This window comes from Corynebacterium ammoniagenes DSM 20306 (genome assembly GCF_001941425.1).
GTDB classification, from domain to species: Bacteria; Actinomycetota; Actinomycetes; order Mycobacteriales; family Mycobacteriaceae; genus Corynebacterium; species Corynebacterium ammoniagenes.
Genome location: NZ_CP009244.1, coordinates 2,432,491 through 2,452,973, shown reverse-complemented (window position 1 = coordinate 2,452,973; position 20,483 = coordinate 2,432,491). Strand labels below are relative to the sequence as shown.

Sequence of the window (20,483 nt, the reverse complement as noted above, 5' to 3'; positions counted from 1 at the left end):
GCCGTTATCACACTCGTGCGCAGCAATTATTGGTAGCGCTGCAAGAAAAGAGCTTCCGCGGTGGCGATGTGCTCGATCTCTGTGGGATCGACGGATTCATTAGGGGAGTGGATCGCACATTGGGGTTCTTCCACGCCGAACAGTGCAATCTCCGCATTCGGATGCGCATCTTGTAACTCGACAGTCAACGGAATAGAACCACCCATGCCCATCGTTCCGGTTTCTTTGCCGTAGGCCTCAGAGAGGCACTGCTCCAAAACCTTGAGGGCTGGCTTGTGCAAGTCGGTTTCAAAACCGCGCGCAGCTTCAATCACTTCCGCGGTCAGGTGCGCGCCGAAAGGAGTGTGCGCCTTCAAGTGCGCGATAACAGCCTCGGCAATCTCTTGTGGGTCAGATGCCGCTGGCACGCGCACATTGAGCATGGCCTCAGCTGTTGCGGGAACCGCATTAACCGCTTGGTCCACGGGCGTGGAAGTAAAACCGGTCACGGTGACCGACGGGCGCGCCCAGACCAAGTCCCCGGCATCAGTATTCTCGTCGCCGGCAATCTCGGTGCCCTCAAGCAAACGTGCATCCTTTCGGAAATCCTCGGCAGGGTACGAGCGGCCTTCCCATTTCGCCTCGGAGTCGGTGCCTTCGATGACGGTCGCACCGGTGGCATCGTAAAGCGAATCTAGCGCACGCATCAATGCCTTGACCGCATCTGGTGCTGCGCCGCCAAACTGGCCAGAGTGCGCCGGGCTGGACAAAGTATCTATCTGCACCCGAACCTGCGCCGAGCCACGAAGGGAAGAAGTCAGGGTTGGTTCGCCAACCGCCCAGTTGCCGCAATCGGCGATGAGGATGGCATCGGCAGCAAATGCTTCCGGGTTTGTGGCGATGAGCTTGGACAGGCCCGCTCCACCCATTTCTTCGGAGCCTTCAATTAGCGCCTTGATATTAAGGTCCGTACCGCCGGTGGCTTCAAGCGCACGCAGGGCAGCCAAGTGCATCACCACATTGCCCTTACAATCTGCCGCGCCGCGCGCGTACCAACGACCATCACGCTCCGTGAGAGTAAACGGATCCGAATCCCACTTGTTTAGATCGCCTGCGGGAACGATGTCATAGTGCGAATACAACAGCACCGTCTTGGCGCCTTCTTTACCGGCGCGTTCGCCCAAAAGCGTCACGGAGCCATCCTCGGTGACGTGTTCTTCGACTGTCAGGCCCGCGTCCTTCAGCGCGCTGCTCACCCAATTCTTAGCACCCTCCATCTCGTCTTTGAGTTCTTCGATGGTGTGCACCGAATTAAAACTTACGAGTTCGGAAAGTTGGGTGAAGATCTTGTCGCGATCGTTTTCAATGATGTCCTTAATATCAGCCATGTCCCCAACTTACACCGCAGCGCCGTTCCAATAGGTGGAATGGCAAGAAGAAAGAAATGCGCTTTATAGGCCGGCGAATCGTCCATAAAATGACCGAGGAGGCTGTTGAAATGACCACCTGGACACCTGGCAGCGAAGGCTGCTAGCGCGCCGGGCGGATGGGCGGATTTATGCCCGTGCAGGTGAGCCGGATTTTTCGGATCGCCCGTGGCGTTTTTTCTTGCACTCGAGGGGTGAGAGTGCCAGAATGGTTGCTGACACCAGGTTGAGGTTGGTACACACTCACCAATCCTGCCGTCGCGGGCGCCTGCGTGACCGATAACCCTTGAGTGAAACCCAATCTAGGAGATTAAAACACTATGGCAAAGATTATTGCCTTCGATGAAGAGGCACGTCGTGGTCTTGAGAGTGGTCTTAACACTCTGGCAGACGCAGTAAAGGTAACCCTAGGCCCAAAGGGACGCAATGTCGTTTTGGAAAAGAGCTGGGGCGCTCCAACCATTACTAACGATGGTGTTTCCATCGCTCGCGAGATCGAGCTCGAGGAACCATACGAAAAGATCGGCGCAGAGCTGGTTAAGGAAGTTGCTAAGAAGACTGATGACGTCGCCGGCGACGGCACCACCACCGCAACCGTCCTGGCTCAGGCACTGGTTAGCGAAGGTCTGCGCAACGTAGCTGCTGGTTCTAACCCAATGGGCATCAAGCGCGGCATCGAAGCAGCCACCAGGGCTGTTGTTGACGCATTGCTCGAATCCGCAAAGGACATCGAGACCCAGGAGCAGATTGCTACCACCGCTGGCATTTCCGCTGCGGACCCGGCAATTGGCGAAAAGATTGCGGAAGCAATGTACACCGTGGGCAATGGTGCGGTGAACAAGGATTCCGTCATCACCGTCGAAGAGTCCAACACCTTCGGCGTTGACCTTGAGGTCACCGAAGGTATGCGCTTCGACAAGGGCTACATCTCCGGCTACTTCGCAACTGACGTGGAGCGCCAGGAAGCAGTCCTCGAAGACCCATACATCCTGCTGGTCTCCTCCAAGATCTCCAACATCAAGGACCTGGTTCCTTTGCTGGAGAAGGTTATGCAGGCTGGCAAGCCACTGCTGATCATCGCTGAAGACGTTGAGGGCGAAGCGCTGTCCACCCTCGTTGTCAACAAGATCCGCGGCACCTTCAAGTCCGTTGCTGTGAAGGCACCAGGCTTTGGCGATCGTCGCAAGGCAACCCTGCAGGATATGGCAATCCTGACCGGCGGCCAGGTCATCTCTGAAGAAGTTGGCCTGTCCCTGGAAACCGCTGACCTGCCACTGTTGGGCCAGGCACGCAAGGTTGTTGTCACCAAGGATGAGACCACCATCGTTCAGGGTGCTGGCTCCCAGGAGCAGATCGACGGCCGCATCAAGCAGATCCGCGCCGAGATCGAAAACTCTGACTCCGACTACGACCGTGAGAAGCTGCAGGAGCGCTTGGCTAAGCTCTCCGGCGGCGTTGCAGTCCTCAAGGTTGGCGCTGCTACCGAGGTTGAACTCAAGGAGCGCAAGCACCGCATTGAAGACGCAGTCCGCAACGCCAAGGCTGCTGTCGAAGAGGGCATCGTTGCCGGCGGCGGTGTAGCACTGCTGCAGGCAGCATCCGCACTCGACGCACTGGAGCTTTCCGGTGACGAGGCAACCGGTGCCAACATCGTTCGCTCCGCACTGTCTGCTCCACTGAAGCAGATTGCTTACAACGCTGGCCTCGAGCCAGGCGTTGTTGCTGACAAGGTTGCATCCCTGCCAGACGGCCAGGGTCTGAACGCTCAGACCGGCGAGTACGTTGACCTCATGGAAGCAGGCATCAACGACCCAGTGAAGGTCACCCGCTCCGCACTGCAAAACGCTACCTCCATTGCTGCACTGTTCCTCACTACCGAGGCAGTAGTTGCTGACAAGCCAGAGCCAAATGCTCCAGCTATGCCAGACGCTGATGCAATGGGCGGCATGGGCTTCTAAGTCCCCGCTGCACGCGCATTAACGCGCAACTCTAAGCTCACCGTTTCCTGAACTAGGAAACGGTGAGCTTTTCCTTTATGTACTATGCCCAAACTCCTGATTCTCGGCCCCGCCGCGCTGTCACTCAGCAGAAGTGGAGTCAATCAGAAAATGTCTTTACTTAGCGAAATTTGAATACTGCGTCAGCAAGAAATGACCAGAAAGCGCGCCACCGTGAACGAAATGCGAAAATTGCTTTTGTAGATCTAACCAGTAGTTATATGTTTGGCGCAGCGAGGCTGACCCCGTATTAGGGTAAAAATATACCAAGCGTGAAGATATTTTGAAGGAAATTTTCAGCCGAAAAAGGACTTAACGCCATAACTGCTGCTCATCGCCAACAATTAACCTTGGTGAAATCTGTGAAACTTTAAGTAAATGGCATGTTAAAACCGCAGTTCAGCATGGTCACTTCACGGCAGGGAAATTACGAAATGTCGTACTGGCAGATCGAGATCGAGCTGCATCCATCCTGGTGAATAAATTTTGAGGAAAAACTTTTTGCATATTTAGGGTTGAAAAGTGACCGGTTTGTGACATGATATTCGGTGTGACGCCCGACAGGGTGTCTGCAAATCCGCAAACACCTCCGGGCACGAGTCCGGACTTCACATAGGAGATCACAATGGATCTATCTTTCATCCAGGAGCAGCTCGACACTTTCGCTACCTTCGCTGGCGCAATCGGTGACTTCCTGCAGAAGCCACTCGAGTTCTTCCAGGGCCTGTTCGGCTGGTTTGACACCCCAGAAGGCGCTGACGAGAGCCAGTTCGAGCAGGACTGGGCAGATACCTCCAGCGCTCTCGGTTCCTCCAACGAAGCTGAGTCTGGCGAAGAGGCTGGCTCCTCCCTGAGCAGCTCTGACGAAGAAGAAAAGTAATTTAGCTGCCAATTGGCAACTAATCAATCACTAAACAACTAAAGTGTGCGGCGATGAAGTCCGGCTCACTGTATCTCTAAAGGAGTAATATCATGGAAGATTTCTTCGGTTCTTGGACTGGCCTGTCCTCTGAGGGTGTCCTCGGCTCCCTCCTCCCATTGCTGGAGACCGCTGGCGACTGGGCTGGCGCTGCCGCTGACCTGATTGGTCTGGTTCTTTAATTAGTCACTGTTTAAGCAGTAACTAACCCAAAGCCCCCGCTTCTTGAGCGGGGGCTTTGCTGATCGGTAGCGGATGAAAGATATCCCGGTCCTCAGCGCGCCTGAATTACTTTTAACGATTAAACTAGCCACTATGGCTGATATTAAAGACGATGAATTACCAGTTATCGATCTGGCAAAGACCGACGGTTATGTAGTCGATGACTCGGACGAAGATGATCCGAGCTTGATTATGCCCGATGGTTCCGCGGTTCAGACTTGGCGCGAGAACTATCCTTATGACGAGCGCATGTCCCGCGAGGAGTACGAGGTCACCAAACGCGCGCTGCAGATCGAGCTGTTGAAATGGCAGAACTGGACCAAGGAAACGGGTCAACGCCACATCATCTTGTTTGAAGGCCGCGACGCTGCTGGTAAAGGCGGCACCATTAAGCGCTTTAATGAGCACCTGAATCCGCGTGGTGCGCGCACCGTGGCATTAGAAAAGCCTTCCCCACGCGAATCAACGTCGTGGTATTTCCAGCGCTACATTAAACACTTTCCAGCGGGCGGAGAGATCGTCTTCTTTGACCGCTCTTGGTATAACCGTTCCGGCGTTGAACGCGTGATGGGCTTTTGCACCGAATCACAGCACGCGGAGTTTCTCCGCGAGGTTCCAATGTTGGAAAACATGTTATTAGGCTCTGGCATTTCGCTGACGAAGTTGTGGTTCTCTGTCACGCGTAAAGAGCAGCGCACGCGCTTCGCGATTCGCCAGATTGACCCTGTGCGGCAGTGGAAGCTCTCGCCCATGGACTTAGCCTCCCTGGACAAGTGGGATGATTACACGCGCGCGAAAGAAGAACAGTTTCGCTATACCGACACCGATGAGTCCCCGTGGATCACGATTAAGTCGAATGACAAAAAGCGCGCGCGTATTAACGCGATGCGTTATGTCTTAAGCAAGTTTGAATACACCAATAAGGATCATTCGGTGGTGGGGGAGCCGGATGAAAACATCGTCAAGCGAGGCCGCAATCAAATCGGTGACTAAGCCCGCCTAAGTGTCAGTCAGATAAAGATAATGGTCGCTCCAGGATGAACCCGGAGCGACCATTATTGTGTTTTCAACTGCTGAAGATTAGCGCGCGGTGACCTTTCCAAAAAGACGCGCAACGGGCGCCAGCAGCATTGGACGTGCCGCAATCCACGCTGCCGCGAGCACTACCAATGAGCCTAAGAAGATGAAGAAACCCGTCCAGTTATTGGCATACACCGTCGGATCGACATCACCTTGGGCCGCATACATGTGGTTGAGGTTGCGCAGCGCACCAGTGGCCAAGACCAAGACCACGTGGACGATGATGAAGATGACCAAGTAAATCATCACTGGGTAGTGAATCTTGCGCGCTACCGGTGCTGGGTAGAACTTCGATGCCTTTGTCCATTTCTTCGACCAGAAATGACTCATTCGGAACCCGGAGACAATTGCCAGTGGTGCCGCAACGAATACCGTGAGGAAATACGTGAGAAGCTGCAAGGCGTTGTAGTTTGCCCAACCGTTTTCGGTTGGCCAATCCAAGGTAAGATACTGCAATCCTGCCGATAGGGCATGCGGGAAGACCTCCCAGCTAGTCGGGACAATACGCATCCAGTGACCGGTGACGAAGAGCAAGACGATAAAGATTGCGCCATTGATGACCCAGAGGAGATCCAGAACCAGGTGGAACCACAAAGTAAGGCTAATCTTCGCCGATGATTTCTTGGGCGTGAAATATGCCGCCGGCTTGCGCTCATACCGGATTTGCAGACCGCTGCGAATAATCAGCACGATGAAAAACATGTTGAAAAAGTGCTGCCAGTTCATCCACGCCGGGATGCCGACTGGCGCATTATCTGGCAGCGGCATGTGCCCGGAGTAGCGGTTGAGGAAATCTGTACCCATCTCGGTGGTGAAGAAATACCTCGCCCCGAAGACCGCCAAGGCCAGCAGGATTGCCAGCCCAATGATGACGGCGATTCCTCCGCCGATCCATTGCTTTAGCGTGAAGCGACCATAATTCTTGTCGGCGGTCTTCTTTGTCTCAGCGGGCTTTGCAGTTGGCTTCGCTGCTGCTGGCTTTTGCGTTGCCGGAGCCGCTGGCTTGGCAGGCGCACTTGCTTGTGGCGCAGCCGGAGCGGATGGTGTGCTGGGGCTACTCGGTGCCGCAGGGGCGGATGGTGCTCCGGGAGCGCTCGGAGCTGCGGGCGCACCTGGAACACCTAGTGTGGCAGGTGCAGCGGATGCGGGCGCCGACGGCGCTGCGGGTGGTGTTGGAGCAGATGGTGCTTGTGGCGCATTGGGTGCGCCGGGGACGATTGTCTCCGTACTAGTTGGAGGTGCAGGCGCGGCCGGCGCAGCAGGTGCCGCGGGTGCGGTGGACGCTGCTTGTGCTGTCGGTGCTGGCGGTGCGGCTGGAGCATTGGGAGCCGTGGGAGCAGCAGGTGCTTGTGGTGCACTCGGTGCGCTGGGCGCAGTTGTTTCCGTATTGCTTGGAGGTGCAGGCGCGGCAGGGGCAGCCGGAGTAACCGCAGCCGCAGGAGTTGGCGGAGCCGGTGGCACTGTGGGCGCTTCAGCGTCAGTGCTTGCGCTAGGAGCTGGCGGAACTGCGGGAGCAGTGGGAGCACCCGATGCAGCTGGTGCTTGCGGGACCGAAGGCGCGACAGGAGCGGCAGGTACAGCTGGTGCGGCAGGCGTAGTTGGAGCGGTGGGAGCAGACGGAGCTGAAGGCACGTCAGCGGTGGGAGCCGGAGGGGCAGAAGGCGGTGGTACGTTGCCTTCTTTATCAGGGAGGCCATCGTGAAGATTGCCGGTCATCTATTTGTCCCTTCCATGCTCACTCACGTCACCCAGACTGCAATTTATCTGGAAGTAATCATTAGTCCTATTGTCTGTGACGAATGCACGGCGTCCAAATGGAGAGCCGAATTACCAAAAGTATGCAGGTCTGACTGTGAACTTATTTGGTGGGCAGGAAAGAGAACTTTGACGTATTTGTGCTAGCGCATTCCCGCTACCGCATGCCCATGCGGATAGCGCCGTCCAGGCGAATGGTTTCCCCGTTGAGCATCGGATTGCGGATGATGGATTCCACTAATTGCGCGTATTCGGAGGGCTTGCCCAAACGAGAAGGGTGCGGAACTTGCTTGCCTAAAGAGTCTTTGACCTCGTCGGTCATAGTGGCCACCATGGGCGTTTCAAAAGTACCGGGTGCGATGGCGACAACCCGAATGAGCGAACGCGCAAGGTCACGCGCAATAGGCAGAGTCATTCCGGCAATGCCAGCCTTTGAGGCAGCGTAGGCAGCTTGCCCCATTTGGCCATCGAATGCTGCCACCGATGCCGTGTTAACAATCACGCCGCGTTCTTCACCATCGGCAGGATTATCCAGCATTGCTTGGGCACTCAAGCGGATGACATTAAAGGTGCCATTCAAATTCACGTTGACGACCTTGGTGAATTCCTCGAAGGGAAACGGGCCTTTAGAACCCGCAGTCTTAAACCCGTTAAGCATGCCAGCGCAGTTGACGACGATAGCCAGGTCGTGGTTCTCATTCGCGATATCAACAGCGTGCTGCACGTCATCCTCACTGGTGACATCGGCAGGTGCGAAGACAACATCTCCTTCGATGTCATTGAGACGGCTTTGATCGGCGTTCGGCAGGTCAATGACCACAACACGGGCGCCGGCAGCTGCCAACATAGTCGTGGTGGCAAGGCCGAGCCCGGAAGCGCCACCGGTTACTAGTGCGGTCTTTGCAGAGATATCCATGATTTATCCTTTTCACACTGAAGCTTTGCGTACATGGCCTTGCCCGCAGCGAAGACCTGCGAGCACCATGGCAGTAAAAGCCACGGGGGTTGGTAAAGCTTTGAGGCCTTCACAAGGCAGAAGTTGTTTCGCCATACTGCTCCTCTCATCCACCAGAAGGTGATGTGGATTACTGTAAAGGCGTGCTCCTGGGGAATCTAGGAATCTGTGAAAGTTCACTATCTATGGCGGCAAATATGCAGGCCACGTGGGGGTGAATGGCATTTTCGTCGAGGAGAAAACGTCAAAGTGCGGCTTCCCCAAGCACAAGAAAGAGGAAGCCGCACTGTTGATGTATAAGCGATTAATTTACCGGTTCAATCGGATTACCTTGCCAGGTGGTATGGCCCGGAACTTGGTCCCCGCGCATCACCAAAGAGCCCGGAGCAACCGTTGCGCCGGCATGAATATGAGCTGCTGGCAGTGCGACGGAGTGCGCAGCTAGCGTGGCACCGTCGTCGACAGTGACCGTATCCAGACTCATCACGCGATCCTGGAAGAGGTGGGTTTGCACCACGGTGCCAGGACCAACGGTGGCACCAGAGCCGATGTGGCACAGATCGGTTTCGGGGAACCAGTAAGACTCAATCCAGGCGCCGCGGCCGATTTTCACGCCGAGCAACCGCAAAGACGTATTAAGTTCGGCGGTGCCCAAGGCGTGGTTGAAAAACCAGGGTGCGGCCACGGATTCGACGAAGGCATCTTGGAGCTCATTCAGCCACACAAAAGCAGACCACAGCGGGTGGTCAGCCAGCTTATGCTTGCCGACGCACACCCATTTGACCACGGTGGTGATCACGACAGCGACAATGCCCGCAGCCATGAGGATAAGGCCGGATAGTAGCCAGGTCATTCCTAATCCCACGGAGTTGAGCAGAACAACCATGGTGCCCAGTACGAGCGCCAACAACATGGCAGAGGCTGCCGATGCCAACAGGCGCAGTGTTTCAACAACGCCACGGGCGACCTTCGCCCACACCGGTGGGTTATAGGTCAAAGATTCGCCATCGCCTACCGATGCTTCCACGCGCCGCATGCGCTCCGGCGGCGAGCCCCACCAGTTAGCACCGGACTTGGTCTTTTTCGGCGTCGACGACAAAACGGCGACGAGCGAATTTTTCGCGAGTTTACGTCCGGGGGCGGTAATGCCGGAGTTACCGACGAAAGACCGCTTGCCGACTTTAGCTAGGCCGGAGGACATCCAACCGCCGCCAAGTTCATAGCCGCCAATCATGGTGTCATCAGCCAAGAAGGCGCCGTCTTTGACTTCGGTGAATTTAGGCACCATCACGGCGGTGGAAATCTCCACGTCCTTGCCGATGCTCGCTCCCAACGACCGCAGCCACAGCGGAGTGAGCTGGCCTGCATAAAGCGGGAACAAGATGGTGCGAGCATCATCCATAAGCCTTTCGATGGCCCAGATGCGCCAGCCGCGCGAGGAACGCACAGGAAATACACCGGGTTTAAGGCCCAAGGAAAGAATGCGCACACCCAACCAGGTCTGGACCATATAAAACGCAAACGCTGCCAGTGCACCGAGTGGAGCGAAAAGCACGGCGCCGACAAAGGCATTGCCGCCAGTGGCGTCCACGAGGGCGATGACGACGAAGGTTGCTAATGCAATCGCGACAAGCGGCTGCGCGGCGAGCAAGAGGGAAGTCGCGCCATAAATAGGGACCCACCAGGAACGGCGCGCCGGGGCGTGGTCGGGGAAGCGGTGCTTGGAACGGCCAACCTTCTTTGCTGGAGAACCTGACCAGCGAGCACCAGCTTTGACCTTTTTCTCACCGGTGACGGTGGAGCCCGCCTCGATATGGGCTTCTTCACCAACAACAGTTCCAGGCAAAAGCTGCGAGCGCGCGCCGATGCGAGCGCCTGCTTGCACCTCAATTGCGCCAACCCGCAAAATATCGCCGTCGAGCCAGTAACCAGAAAGGTCTACCTCGGGCTCAATCGCGGAATGATGGCCCAAAGTCAGCAGACCGGTTACCGGTGGCAAAGAGTGTAAGTCAACGTATTTGCCGACCTTGACGCCGAGCATGCGGGCATAGGTAAGCACCCACGTCGCGCCGGCGATAGAACGCGCGCCTGAAGCATCGCTCCAGCGTTCCGCTGCCCAAATGCGCAGGTGAACAGCGCCACCACGCGGGTAGTTACCGGGACTAATGCCGGCGGTGAGCACGCGCGCACCCAACGCGCCAATGGGGATTCGGCCCAAGGGGGAGGCAAAAATGATGAGGAAAATGATGACGACGGGCCACGACGTGCGCGGAGCAAAATCAACACCAAGCTCCGCTGCAATATTGGAGCCGAAAAGCAGCCACGCCAACCAGTTAGTTGCGGCCAAGGTCATGGTGGGAAGTTGCCACAAAAATTGCAGCAGGCGAGTGCCGGCTCTCACGGGTGTGACGTGGCGTGGTTCTACCTTCTGGGCTTTGGGGGCGGTGGAATCAATAATTTCTGCCAATGAACCCAAGCGTGGATGATCATAAAGATCGCGCACGGCGACGGTGGGAAAGCGCTCGCGGATACGGCCAACTAAGGTAGCTGCAGCCAGCGAGGTGCCGCCCAAGGTGAAGAAATCAGCATCCTCGTCTTCCACAGAAACTCCGAGGACGTCGACGAAAAGCTGAGCGAGCCATTCTTCGGTCTCGCTCAGCCCCACGGCTTCAATACCGACGCCGGGAAGTGGCCACGGCAAGGCCTTTTTATCCACCTTGCCTGAGGTGCGAATCGGCAGCTCATCCATGACGCAAATGCGCGGAACCAAGGCCGCGGGCATCGTTTCTGCCAAGCGCTCTTTCGCAGCGCGGTGGTCAAAACCTGCCTCCGGGTCTTCGAGGGATACGTAGCCGACCAGGACAGATTCGCCGGCGGCAGTCTTATTGACCGCGACCGCGGAGTTGTACACATTCGGCAAGGCGGCAACGTTGGCTTCGACCTCACCAAGCTCAATGCGACGACCACCAATTTTGACCTGGTCATCGACACGTCCGACAAAGTACAGACCGTCTTCTTCCAAGCGCACGTGGTCGCCGGTGCGGTAGGCGCGATCCCAACCGACAGAAGCTAAAGGCGCGTACTTTTCCGCATCCTTGTCCGGGTCGAGATAGCGGGCCAGACCGACGCCACCAATGACCAATTCGCCGACATCGCCAGGGCGAACGGGATTTCCTTCACCGTCGATGACAACCAGATCCCAGCCGTTGAGGGGAAGACCAATGGATACAGGATGATCAGGTTTGAGCATCGCAGCGGAAGCAACAACCGTTGCCTCGGTGGGACCGTAGGTATTCCACATTTCCCGGTCTTCGGTGGCTAAGCGGTTAACCAGCTCTTGTGAGCAGGCTTCGCCGCCGACGATGAGCAAACGTACATTATCGAGTGCTTCCGCAGGCCACAGTCCCGCCAAGGTGGGAACCGTAGAAACCACAGTGATATCTCGGCGGATAAGCCAGGGACCCAAGTCCATGCCGGAGCGCACCAACGCCCGGGGCGCAGGAACCAGACAAGCACCGTGGCCCCAGGCCAGCCACATTTCCTCACAGGAGGCATCGAAGGCAACGGAAAGCCCTGCCAACACGCGGTCTTCTGAACCGAGCGGGTTGTCTTGGAGAAATAGCGCTGCTTCGGCATCCACGAAAGCAGCAGCAGAACGATGCGTCACCGCAACACCCTTGGGCTTGCCGGTGGAACCAGAGGTGAAAATGATCCACGCGGTGTCTTCCAAGTGCGGTTCATCTTGATCTGTGCCCGTGGACGGGTTGAGCTTGCGAAAGCCTTCATCGGTAAAGATGCCGTTGATGCCGGCTTCGCTGAATACCATTTCCGCGCGTTCGTCTGGGTCATCGGCATCCACGGGAACATATGCCGCACCTGCTGCGAGAGTTGCCAAAATGGCCAGGTACAGGTTGCGCTGACCCGAGGTCATGCGGATTCCGATGTGATCGCCGCGCATCACGCCGTGCTCGCGTAGTTCCGCGGCCCAGGATTCAACATCCTGAATCAGCTCAGCGTAGGTTAAGATTTCGCCGTCGTCGATAGCGGCGGCTTCGGGGTAGTGTGCTGCGGAATCGCGCACGACGTCCCAGAGGGTTCGAGGGGCTGGAGCTTGATTGTGGAGGAGGTACTGGTCCGGAATAGTGGCCAGGAGATCGCTCATTATTTAATGGCCCTCATCTTCGGAGTCGGCATCGATGATGACCTGCGCCAGTTTACGCAAATGCTTCAACTGCTTCGAGGTGGAATCATTTAACGCTTCATCCTCAGCGGCGGCAACCAACTTGGTTAGTTCAGCGTGGGTCTTGGTGCCCTTCTTCGTGGAGGCAACAATTTGGCGGCGGCGGTCTTTGGGATCGCGTGCGCGCTTGGCCCAGCCGCGCTTTTCTAGGGCGTCAATCAGGCGCACCATATCGGAGGCATCAATGGCCAGGGTCTCGGAGAGGAAAGACTGCGAGGCGGCGTCTTCTTCAATCAGACACGTCAGAACCCAGTACTCGCGGATGGTCGTGTCATGCGCGGCTAGGGCGGCGTCGACGCAGTCACGGGTGCGGCGGCGCAAGCGCTCGAGCTGAAAGGAAGGCGATTGCAGCAGTGATGTGGGCACTGTATGGGAATTGGCGGAACTCATAAGACGATAGTAGCGCGCCTACCATTAGTTGTCTAAATGATTGAGGTTGTCCACTAATTTGAAAAACGTTCCCACCTGGGGTTTCGGTGCGTATTCGCCGAAACCCCAGAATCCGGAGTCCGCTAGGAATCCCGCTGCCGGGATTGCTACTGGGTCTTGTTCGGAGTGTCCATCGGCAAGCCTTGCTCGCGCCAAGCATCGGTGCCGCCGGCAACGTTGATGATCTTGTCCCAGCCCAAAGCATTTTCGAGATAGCCGCAGACCTGCATGGAGCGGCCACCGGCCTTGCAGATGACATAGACATCTTGGTCGGGGTCAATTTCCTGGTAGCGAGCCGGAATATCGCCCATCGGAATGTGCTTGACGCCGCGCGCGTGGTCAACCGCGTATTCGTCGTCCTCGCGGACATCGATTAGCTGAGCGTTAGCGGGAACATCTTTTGGTGATACCTCATACATGTTGTCTATCCTACGTTCCTTCGCGCCCTTGCTAAAGAGTCGAGCATTAAATAATTGACCACGGATCGCAAAACCCGGGTATCGACTGCGAACGCTGAGCCAGCGTTGCTGTCAATTCCCGGGTGTGCAGGGTAAATTAAAACGTGCGTTTACTTGCCGTAACGCTCGATGGATTCCTGGTAGATCTCCTCTGCCTGGGTCTTGTCGCCCCAGCCGGAACCGGTGACTTCCTTATTAGGCTCCAGATCCTTGTAGCGGGTGAAGAAGTGCTCGATTTCATCCTTGATGTGCTGCTCGACATCAGTGATGTCCTGGTAGCGCTCGGAACGTGGGTCATCGACCACGCACAACAGCTTGTCATCGCCGCCAGCTTCATCGGTCATCTTGAACACGCCGAGGATGCGGGCTTTGACGATAACGCCAGGAAAGACGGACTCCGGAAGAAGAACCAGCGCGTCTAGTGGGTCGCCATCTTCGCCCAAGGTGTGGTCAATAAAGCCATAGTCAGCTGGGTAAGCCATTGGGGTAAACAGGTAACGGTCCAGGTAGACCTTGCCGGTTTCGTGGTCGATCTCGTATTTATTACGCGAACCCTTTGGGATTTCAATGGTTACTTCAACGCTCACGATTGACGCGTCCTTTCCTCATACACGGTAAAAATTCCCGGCAATAGGTACCACGGTGAGTACGCATTGCGCTTCGGGGTAAACAGTACTTAACACAGTCTACCTTTTGCCGCACTGCGATATCCTGCACGCTAGGCTAAGTGGCGATGAAAGCTAAACACGTCGCCTGGATTGCCGTCACAATAGTAACCACCGCAGCTGTCGGATCGACCGCCGCGCTGGGCATTGCCGTGCATCAGGAGTACAGCGAGCTGGAACACGGACCCGCGCCCCAAGCGCCGCAGGTACAACAGTTGGTCCAACCGCAAAAGCCGTCGGACGTGGATACCTCGGACATGGGGGCGCGTTTAGAAGCACTCGCCGAGTCCCCGTCGGTGCCGACGTTGGGCGCGCAGGTCATCAACACCTCCACCGGGGAGGTGTTGTGGGAGCACGATTCCACCACGCCACTTATTCCAGCGTCGTCGACGAAGGTACTCACTGCCGCCGCAGCCGCTTTAACGCTTGACGATGACGCCCGGTTGACCACCGAAGTCCTGCGCGCGCCGGGCAGTAATACCGCTGTGATTAAAGCCGCCGGCGATGTGTGGATGACCACCGAGCAAATGGATGAACTCGCCGCAGAGATTAATAAAAAGGTAGAGGCCACCGCAGATGATGCGGGCATCGATACGGTGTTGATTGACAACAGCATCTGGTCAGGCGCAGAACAAGCCCCCGGCTGGGATCCCACCAACGTCGATGGCGGGTTTGTGGCCCCTATGCAACCAGCTATGCTCTACGGCGGCCGGATTGGTGATACCGAAGGAGACGTGCCGCGCTCGCATACTCCCGCCTTGGATGTGGCAAGCGCTGTGGCCTCGCGCATTGAAGCTCCCAATGTTGGTCTCGGTGAGGTGCCCGAAGGTGCCGAAGCAATCGCTTCCGTGGAGTCAGAGCCTTTTGCCTTGCGTGCAGAACAGATGATGAAACACTCGGACAATGTCATGGCCGAAGCTGTTGGCCGGGAGGTTGCGCTCGCTGCAGGCGCCGAGGCGAGCTTCGACGGAGCAACAAAGGCGACGTTGCGCACGCTGAACGATGCTTCCTTTAATACCCAGGGCGTCACCATTCACGATAACTCTGGTCTGTCCGAAGATAACCGGATTACCGCGGACCTTCTCACCCACATTATTGCGGAGGCCGCGGCCCATGAACCACTGCGCGAAATCTTGGGATACCTGCCGGTTGCCGGCGGCGAAGGAACCCTAGCGGACCGTTATGCAGATTTATCCGGGAAGGGTTTTGTGCGCGCGAAGACCGGCACGCTCACCGGGGTATCGGCGCTCAGCGGGACCGCCTTAGGTGATTCGGGTACCGTGTATGCCTTTACTTTCCTAGTCAATGATGGCGATATCTTAGGCGCTCGCGCGACACAAGATGCCATGGCCAGCCTGCTGCGGGAATACTAAAGGCAGTTTGTGGTGAGCATGGATACCGCACCTTTTTGGCCCCGGAAATCACCGCACTTTCTCGCCGTGCGCGGTGCCGTGCGTGAAAGCCTGGAGCAACTCGGTTGGCCAGAACAGGTCTATGTCGGCCTGTCCGGCGGGGCGGATTCGCTGGCCCTAGTCGCCGCGCTATGTGCAGAGGTACGAGTGGCAACGACCAGCGTCCACGCGCTGTGTATTGATCACGGTGTGCAAGACGGTTCGGGGGACATCGCCAAGCAAGCCGCCGCACACGCTGAGCGGTGGGGAGCGACAGCGAGTGTCATTCCCGTGGAAGTTGTACGTGATTCCGCCGGTGGGATGGAAGCCGAAGCGCGCCGGGTGAGATACCAAGCTTTTGCGGAGGTCGCAGGTGAGATGACCCCAGTTTTTGTGGCGCATACCGCCGAAGACCAAGCAGAAACACTGCTTCTGAGCAGCCTGCGCGGACATATCAGCACCATGGCCTTTGCGACAGAGATCGAAGGGGCGAAAATCTATCGCCCGCTGTTGGGCATTCGGCGTGCGGATACCTTAGGCGCCTGCGCGGAATTGGGAGTACAGGCGTGGCACGACCCGCAAAATGAGCGCGAAGACTTCCGCCGCGTGGCTATTCGTAAGACAGTTGTGCCCATGCTGTCAGAGATCATCGGCGGGGATGCGGTGGCGCCTTTAGCGGCAGCAGCCAATAATGCCGCTGCCGATGACGCGGTGCTGCATTCTCTCATTCCGCAGGAGTATGGGGTGGGCGGAGAAAACATCGACAAGCATGAAGAGCTGGACTGCAACGAACTTTCTGGCCTTGCGCAACCTGTGCGACAGCGAATAATTGCCCGCTGGTTGGTTGCGAAAGACGTCCTAGTTACCCGCGCCGGGCTTGCGGCAATTGACGCATTGTGCAGCGCATGGAGTGGACAAGGTGGCGTTGCAGTGGGTGATGCGTACGCAAAAAACCCGCGTAGTAGGTTGGAAGTCGTGCGAGTTGGTGGCAAACTGAGACTATTGCGTTTTCACGCACCCTAAGCCACCTTCAGGTCCTAAAACCGGCTCATGAGAAAGGTCGACCATGGCTCACAACGAAACTGCGCTATATGAATCCAAAGACTTTAACGTCCCGCCACACCGTTATGGCAGTGATGTGGAGTCGGTCCTTATCAGCGAGGACAAACTCCAGGAAAGAATCCAGGAGTTAGCGGACAAAGTATCCAAAGACTACGCAGATACAGACGAGGACCTGCTGCTAATCTGCGTGCTCAAAGGCGCAGTTTATTTCCTCACGGACTTTGCTCGGGCACTGTCGATTCCTTCCCAGATTGAATTTATGGCTGTGTCTTCTTATGGCAACTCCACCAGCTCTTCCGGTGTAGTGCGCATCCTTAAAGACTTGGACCGTGAAATTGAAGGCCGCGATGTGCTGATCGTCGAAGACATCATCGACTCCGGCCTGACCTTGTCCTGGTTGCTGCGCAACCTCGAAGGCCGTCACCCGAAGTCCTTGGAAGTTATTACCTTGCTGCGCAAGCCGGAGGTAGTTACCGCCGATATTGACCTGTACGACGTGGGCTTTGATACCCCTAATGAATTTGTCATCGGCTACGGCCTTGACTACGCCGAACGCTACCGTGACCTGCCCTATGTGGGGACCTTGCACCCGGACGTTTACTCCAACGACTAAACTGTAACGCTTAATGAAAAACTCTTCCTGGATTAAATACGGTGGAATCGCTGCAATTGTACTTGTAGCGCTGTACATCTTCACCTTCTTCTCTGACGACACCCGCTCTTTCATGCGGGTGGATACGTCCATTGCCATTGAGCAACTCAACGACCAAAACGTTGAAGAGGCTCAAATTGATGACCGCGAACAACAACTTCGCCTAACCCTGCGTGAGCCCATCACGGTGGAAGAGCAAGAAGGTGTTGAAGAAGTAATCGCGAAGTACCCAGCGCGTACTTCTCCGGAAATCTTCGACTCGGTCCGCAACTCAGGTGCGGAGACGTACCAGACCAACGTCACGCAAGATTCGATCTTCATGTCGATGTTGTCGTTCTTGCTGCCGATGTTGATCCTGTTCGCAGTACTGTTCTGGTTCATCTCGCGCATGCAAACCGGAGCCGGGGGCATGTTTGGCATTGGCAGTTCCAAGGCCAAGGAACTGACCAAGGACATGCCGACCAACACCTTTGAAGATGTGGCTGGCGCGGACGAAGCAGTCGATGAGCTTCAAGAGATTAAAGATTTCTTGGAAGACCCGAGCCGCTACCACGAGCTCGGCGCGAAAATCCCACGCGGTGTTTTGCTCTATGGTCCTCCCGGCACTGGTAAAACCCTGCTTGCCCGCGCTGTTGCGGGTGAGGCCGGCGTACCGTTTTATTCCATCTCCGGCTCCGACTTCGTGGAAATGTTCGTCGGCGTTGGTGCCTCTCGCGTGCGTGACCTGTTTAAGCAGGCGAAGGAAAACAGTCCTTGTATTATCTTCGTCGATGAGATCGATGCCGTGGGCCGGCAGCGTGGCTCTGGCACTGGCGGCGGACATGATGAGCGTGAGCAAACGCTCAACCAGTTGCTGGTGGAAATGGATGGCTTCGGTGACCGTGAGGGCGTAATCCTCATTGCCGCTACCAACCGTCCTGATATTTTGGACCCAGCGCTTTTGCGCCCGGGACGTTTTGACCGCCAGATTCCTGTCACTCCACCTGATTTGGCTGGCCGTGAGCAGATTCTGCGCGTGCACTCGAAGAATAAGCCTTTGGCCAAGGACGTTGACGTCACCCAGTTGGCTAAGCGCACCGCCGGTATGTCGGGCGCCGACCTAGCTAACGTGCTGAACGAGGCAGCGCTGTTGACCGCGCGTATTGGCGGCAATGTCATTACCGCTGATGCTTTGGAAGAAGCAACCGACCGCGTTGTCGGTGGCCCACGCCGTCAATCCAAGGTGATTTCGGAACAAGAAAAGAAGATCACCGCGTACCACGAAGGCGGACACACCCTGTCTGCGTGGGCGCTGAAGGATATTGAGCGCGTCTACAAGGTCACCATCTTGGCCCGTGGCCGCACTGGTGGTCATGCCATGACCGCGCAAGAAGACGACAAGGGCATGTACACCCGCGATGAGCTTTTCGCGCGTTTGATCTTCGCCATGGGTGGCCGCGCCGCCGAAGAGTTGGTCTTTGGCACTCCGACCACCGGTGCTTCCTCCGATATTGAGCAGGCAACCAAGATTGCCCGCGCGATGATCACCGAATACGGATTTAGCCCGGAACTTGGCACCGTGAAATACGGCAAGGAACAAGGCGACCCAATGTCGTACACCGGCGGCGGGGGAGTCTCCGAATATTCGGATGCGGTCGCAGCCAAGATTGATGACCAGATTTCTTATCTCTTGGATGCTGCCCACCAACAGTCCTATGACATTTTGGCGGAACACCGCGACTACCTGGATTCCTTGGCAGAAGCACTGCTGGAAAAGGAAACCTTGCGTCGTCCGGACCTCGAAGAGCTCTTTGAAGGCATCGAGCCGCGTGAATTCCATGAGGTCTTCCCCGGCGAAAACGTGCGCTTCCCTGCCCAAGCTGGCCGGGAGCCAGTACAAACTCCCGTGGAGCTGGCTATCGAGCGCGGCGAGGAACCACCACGTCGTTTCACATTGCTGGATGCCTCCCGTCAGGCACGTGAGCGCCGCTTAGCGATGGAAGAATCCGCGGCCAATGCCACCAATGACTCCGATGCGGATATCGACTCCTCACAGACCTCAAGCGACGAACCCGAAATTGGTTTCAACTTCGGACAGCACGCCGGTGACTGGACCGAAGAAGATTCCGTGGATGACCAGCCGAAGTCGGAAAAGCCGTCTTTTGCCATGTCCGAGCCCAACGGCCACAAGAGCGCTGAGCCGAAGCCATCTTTTGCGATGTCCGAGCCGAAAGACTCTGACTCAAAGGCTGACAGGCCTGAGGCCTCTAAGCCCGAGGCTTCCAAGCCTGAAGCTTCTAAGCCACAGGTTGAAAGCCAGGCAGCGGATGACCAGCCTGAGGCTGACCAGTCTGCTGATGCGGAGAAGAAGAGCGAGCGTCGCCCGAGCGAGGACGACACTGCCGAAATCCCGATTGGTCGGCACCACAAACCACCGATGAATGATGATGAAGGGTGGCAGGCACCGGGCTGGGAGAAAAAGGATGATTCCCGCAACCCTTATTCGCAGCCGCAGAAAGATAACAAAGACCGCCACCCCGGTGAAGATAATTACTAGGTGGATTTAACCCCTTCCCGCATAAGCGCTAGCGTGGGGAGGATAAGTAACGTTGAACGCAAGGACATCCGACGATATGAGTGATAACTCGATTCCAGCCCGCAGGCCTTTTGATCAGGAGCGTGCTGAAGCAGCGATCCGCGAACTGCTCTTTGCAGTTGGTGAAGATCCCGACCGCAAGGGATTAGAAGAAACTCCCGCGCGAGTTGCACGATCGTACGCAGAAATTTTTGCTGGACTACATAAAGATCCAACAGAGGTCCTGAAAAAGACCTTTGCCGAAGACCACCAAGAATTGGTCCTGGTGCGCGATATTCCGATCTACTCCACCTGTGAACACCATTTGGTGCCTTTCTACGGTGTAGCCCACATCGGTTATATCCCCGGCAGCGACGGCCGTGTCACCGGCTTGTCGAAGTTGGCGCGTCTTGCCGATGGCTTTGCCAAGCGCCCGCAGGTCCAAGAGCGTCTGACCCGCCAGATCGCAGATGCGCTTACTGAGGTGCTCGAAGCCCAGTCGGTCATCGTGGTTATTGAATGTGAGCACCTGTGCATGGGCATGCGCGGGGTGCAAAAACCAGGGTCTGTGACCACAACGTCCGCTGTTCGTGGCGGGTTTAAAAATAACTCTGCCTCCCGCGCCGAAGTCCTTAGCCTTATTCGCAGCTAATCCTTTGGCCTCGGGGCCCACCCTGGCACGTTTACCAACCCGAAGA

At 56.6% G+C, this 20,483-nt stretch carries 17 protein-coding genes; 10 read left to right on the top strand and 7 right to left on the bottom strand.

The window, feature by feature from the left end:
• Nucleotides 1-26: 26 nt before the first annotated feature.
• Complete coding sequence (locus tag CAMM_RS11250) at nucleotides 27-1,367, bottom strand: dipeptidase (RefSeq protein ID WP_003847733.1); 1,341 nt, start codon at nucleotides 1,365-1,367, stop codon at nucleotides 27-29.
• Between the two features lie 359 nt (nucleotides 1,368-1,726).
• On the opposite strand from CAMM_RS11250, the gene groL reads away from it, so the two are divergent.
• The 4 genes from groL to ppk2 all read left to right on the top strand — a co-directional run bounded on the left by groL (nucleotide 1,727) and on the right by ppk2 (nucleotide 5,537).
• On the top strand, nucleotides 1,727-3,364 hold the full coding sequence (gene groL, locus CAMM_RS11245) for a chaperonin GroEL (RefSeq protein ID WP_003847732.1): 1,638 nt from the start codon (nucleotides 1,727-1,729) through the stop codon (nucleotides 3,362-3,364).
• Nucleotides 3,365-4,028: 664 nt separating this feature from the next.
• Nucleotides 4,029-4,283, top strand: coding sequence for a PorH family porin (locus tag CAMM_RS11240; protein ID WP_003847731.1), 255 nt, complete (start codon nucleotides 4,029-4,031; stop codon nucleotides 4,281-4,283).
• Between the two features lie 92 nt (nucleotides 4,284-4,375).
• On the top strand, nucleotides 4,376-4,504 hold the full coding sequence (locus tag CAMM_RS13000; protein WP_003847729.1) for a hypothetical protein: 129 nt from the start codon (nucleotides 4,376-4,378) through the stop codon (nucleotides 4,502-4,504).
• A gap of 133 nt (nucleotides 4,505-4,637) precedes the next feature.
• Nucleotides 4,638-5,537, top strand: a complete 900-nt coding sequence (gene ppk2, locus CAMM_RS11235; RefSeq protein WP_040355684.1) for a polyphosphate kinase 2 — start codon at nucleotides 4,638-4,640, stop codon at nucleotides 5,535-5,537.
• A gap of 87 nt (nucleotides 5,538-5,624) precedes the next feature.
• Here ppk2 and CAMM_RS13145 read toward each other — a convergent pair whose 3' ends face one another.
• Nucleotides 5,625-6,467: a cytochrome b/b6 domain-containing protein gene (locus CAMM_RS13145; RefSeq protein ID WP_003847726.1), complete on the bottom strand. Its 843-nt coding sequence runs from the start codon at nucleotides 6,465-6,467 to the stop codon at nucleotides 5,625-5,627.
• Between the two features lie 79 nt (nucleotides 6,468-6,546).
• On the opposite strand from CAMM_RS13145, the gene CAMM_RS13140 reads away from it, so the two are divergent.
• A complete protein-coding gene (locus CAMM_RS13140) occupies nucleotides 6,547-7,326 on the top strand; it encodes a hypothetical protein (protein WP_003847723.1) in 780 nt (259 codons plus the stop codon).
• A 210-nt stretch (nucleotides 7,327-7,536) separates the two neighbouring features.
• Here the strand turns inward: CAMM_RS13140 and CAMM_RS11225 are convergent, their stop codons facing one another.
• The 5 genes from CAMM_RS11225 to CAMM_RS11205 form a co-directional block, all read right to left on the bottom strand.
• Entirely contained in the window at nucleotides 7,537-8,295 is a 759-nt protein-coding gene (locus CAMM_RS11225) for an SDR family NAD(P)-dependent oxidoreductase (RefSeq protein WP_003847718.1), read from the bottom strand.
• A 343-nt stretch (nucleotides 8,296-8,638) separates the two neighbouring features.
• Nucleotides 8,639-12,496, bottom strand: coding sequence for a Pls/PosA family non-ribosomal peptide synthetase (locus tag CAMM_RS11220; RefSeq protein WP_003847714.1), 3,858 nt, complete (start codon nucleotides 12,494-12,496; stop codon nucleotides 8,639-8,641).
• Between the two features lie 3 nt (nucleotides 12,497-12,499).
• Nucleotides 12,500-12,964 (bottom strand): MarR family winged helix-turn-helix transcriptional regulator, encoded by a 465-nt coding sequence (locus tag CAMM_RS11215; protein ID WP_003847711.1) that lies wholly within the window; start codon nucleotides 12,962-12,964, stop codon nucleotides 12,500-12,502.
• Nucleotides 12,965-13,110: 146 nt separating this feature from the next.
• On the bottom strand, nucleotides 13,111-13,422 hold the full coding sequence (locus CAMM_RS11210; protein ID WP_003847710.1) for a rhodanese-like domain-containing protein: 312 nt from the start codon (nucleotides 13,420-13,422) through the stop codon (nucleotides 13,111-13,113).
• 149 nt (nucleotides 13,423-13,571) lie between these two features.
• Nucleotides 13,572-14,048, bottom strand: a complete 477-nt coding sequence (locus CAMM_RS11205; RefSeq protein ID WP_003847708.1) for an inorganic diphosphatase — start codon at nucleotides 14,046-14,048, stop codon at nucleotides 13,572-13,574.
• A gap of 146 nt (nucleotides 14,049-14,194) precedes the next feature.
• Between CAMM_RS11205 and dacB the strand changes: the two genes are divergently transcribed.
• The 5 genes from dacB to folE all read left to right on the top strand — a co-directional run bounded on the left by dacB (nucleotide 14,195) and on the right by folE (nucleotide 20,437).
• Nucleotides 14,195-15,499 (top strand): D-alanyl-D-alanine carboxypeptidase/D-alanyl-D-alanine endopeptidase, encoded by a 1,305-nt coding sequence (gene dacB / locus CAMM_RS11200; protein ID WP_003847707.1) that lies wholly within the window; start codon nucleotides 14,195-14,197, stop codon nucleotides 15,497-15,499.
• Between the two features lie 18 nt (nucleotides 15,500-15,517).
• On the top strand, nucleotides 15,518-16,540 hold the full coding sequence (gene tilS, locus CAMM_RS11195; protein ID WP_003847705.1) for a tRNA lysidine(34) synthetase TilS: 1,023 nt from the start codon (nucleotides 15,518-15,520) through the stop codon (nucleotides 16,538-16,540).
• Between the two features lie 43 nt (nucleotides 16,541-16,583).
• Nucleotides 16,584-17,192, top strand: a complete 609-nt coding sequence (gene hpt, locus CAMM_RS11190; protein ID WP_003847704.1) for a hypoxanthine phosphoribosyltransferase — start codon at nucleotides 16,584-16,586, stop codon at nucleotides 17,190-17,192.
• 13 nt (nucleotides 17,193-17,205) lie between these two features.
• Entirely contained in the window at nucleotides 17,206-19,767 is a 2,562-nt protein-coding gene (gene ftsH / locus CAMM_RS11185; RefSeq protein WP_003847701.1) for an ATP-dependent zinc metalloprotease FtsH, read from the top strand.
• Between the two features lie 76 nt (nucleotides 19,768-19,843).
• Entirely contained in the window at nucleotides 19,844-20,437 is a 594-nt protein-coding gene (gene folE / locus CAMM_RS11180; RefSeq protein ID WP_003847700.1) for a GTP cyclohydrolase I FolE, read from the top strand.
• Nucleotides 20,438-20,483 lie beyond the last annotated feature (46 nt).

Bases quoted from the DNA above. Each gene is read 5' to 3' on its own strand.
- CAMM_RS11250 (WP_003847733.1), bottom strand. From the start codon at position 1,367: ATGGCTGATATTAAGGACATCATTGAAAACGATCGCGACAAGATCTTC.
- groL (WP_003847732.1), top strand. From the start codon at position 1,727: ATGGCAAAGATTATTGCCTTCGATGAAGAGGCACGTCGTGGTCTTGAG.
- CAMM_RS11240 (WP_003847731.1), top strand. From the start codon at position 4,029: ATGGATCTATCTTTCATCCAGGAGCAGCTCGACACTTTCGCTACCTTC.
- CAMM_RS13000 (WP_003847729.1), top strand. From the start codon at position 4,376: ATGGAAGATTTCTTCGGTTCTTGGACTGGCCTGTCCTCTGAGGGTGTC.
- ppk2 (WP_040355684.1), top strand. From the start codon at position 4,638: ATGGCTGATATTAAAGACGATGAATTACCAGTTATCGATCTGGCAAAG.
- CAMM_RS11225 (WP_003847718.1), bottom strand. From the start codon at position 8,295: ATGGATATCTCTGCAAAGACCGCACTAGTAACCGGTGGCGCTTCCGGG.
- CAMM_RS11220 (WP_003847714.1), bottom strand. From the start codon at position 12,496: ATGAGCGATCTCCTGGCCACTATTCCGGACCAGTACCTCCTCCACAAT.
- CAMM_RS11215 (WP_003847711.1), bottom strand. From the start codon at position 12,964: ATGAGTTCCGCCAATTCCCATACAGTGCCCACATCACTGCTGCAATCG.
- CAMM_RS11210 (WP_003847710.1), bottom strand. From the start codon at position 13,422: ATGTATGAGGTATCACCAAAAGATGTTCCCGCTAACGCTCAGCTAATC.
- dacB (WP_003847707.1), top strand. From the start codon at position 14,195: ATGAAAGCTAAACACGTCGCCTGGATTGCCGTCACAATAGTAACCACC.
- tilS (WP_003847705.1), top strand. From the start codon at position 15,518: ATGGATACCGCACCTTTTTGGCCCCGGAAATCACCGCACTTTCTCGCC.
- hpt (WP_003847704.1), top strand. From the start codon at position 16,584: ATGGCTCACAACGAAACTGCGCTATATGAATCCAAAGACTTTAACGTC.
- ftsH (WP_003847701.1), top strand. From the start codon at position 17,206: ATGAAAAACTCTTCCTGGATTAAATACGGTGGAATCGCTGCAATTGTA.
- folE (WP_003847700.1), top strand. From the start codon at position 19,844: ATGAGTGATAACTCGATTCCAGCCCGCAGGCCTTTTGATCAGGAGCGT.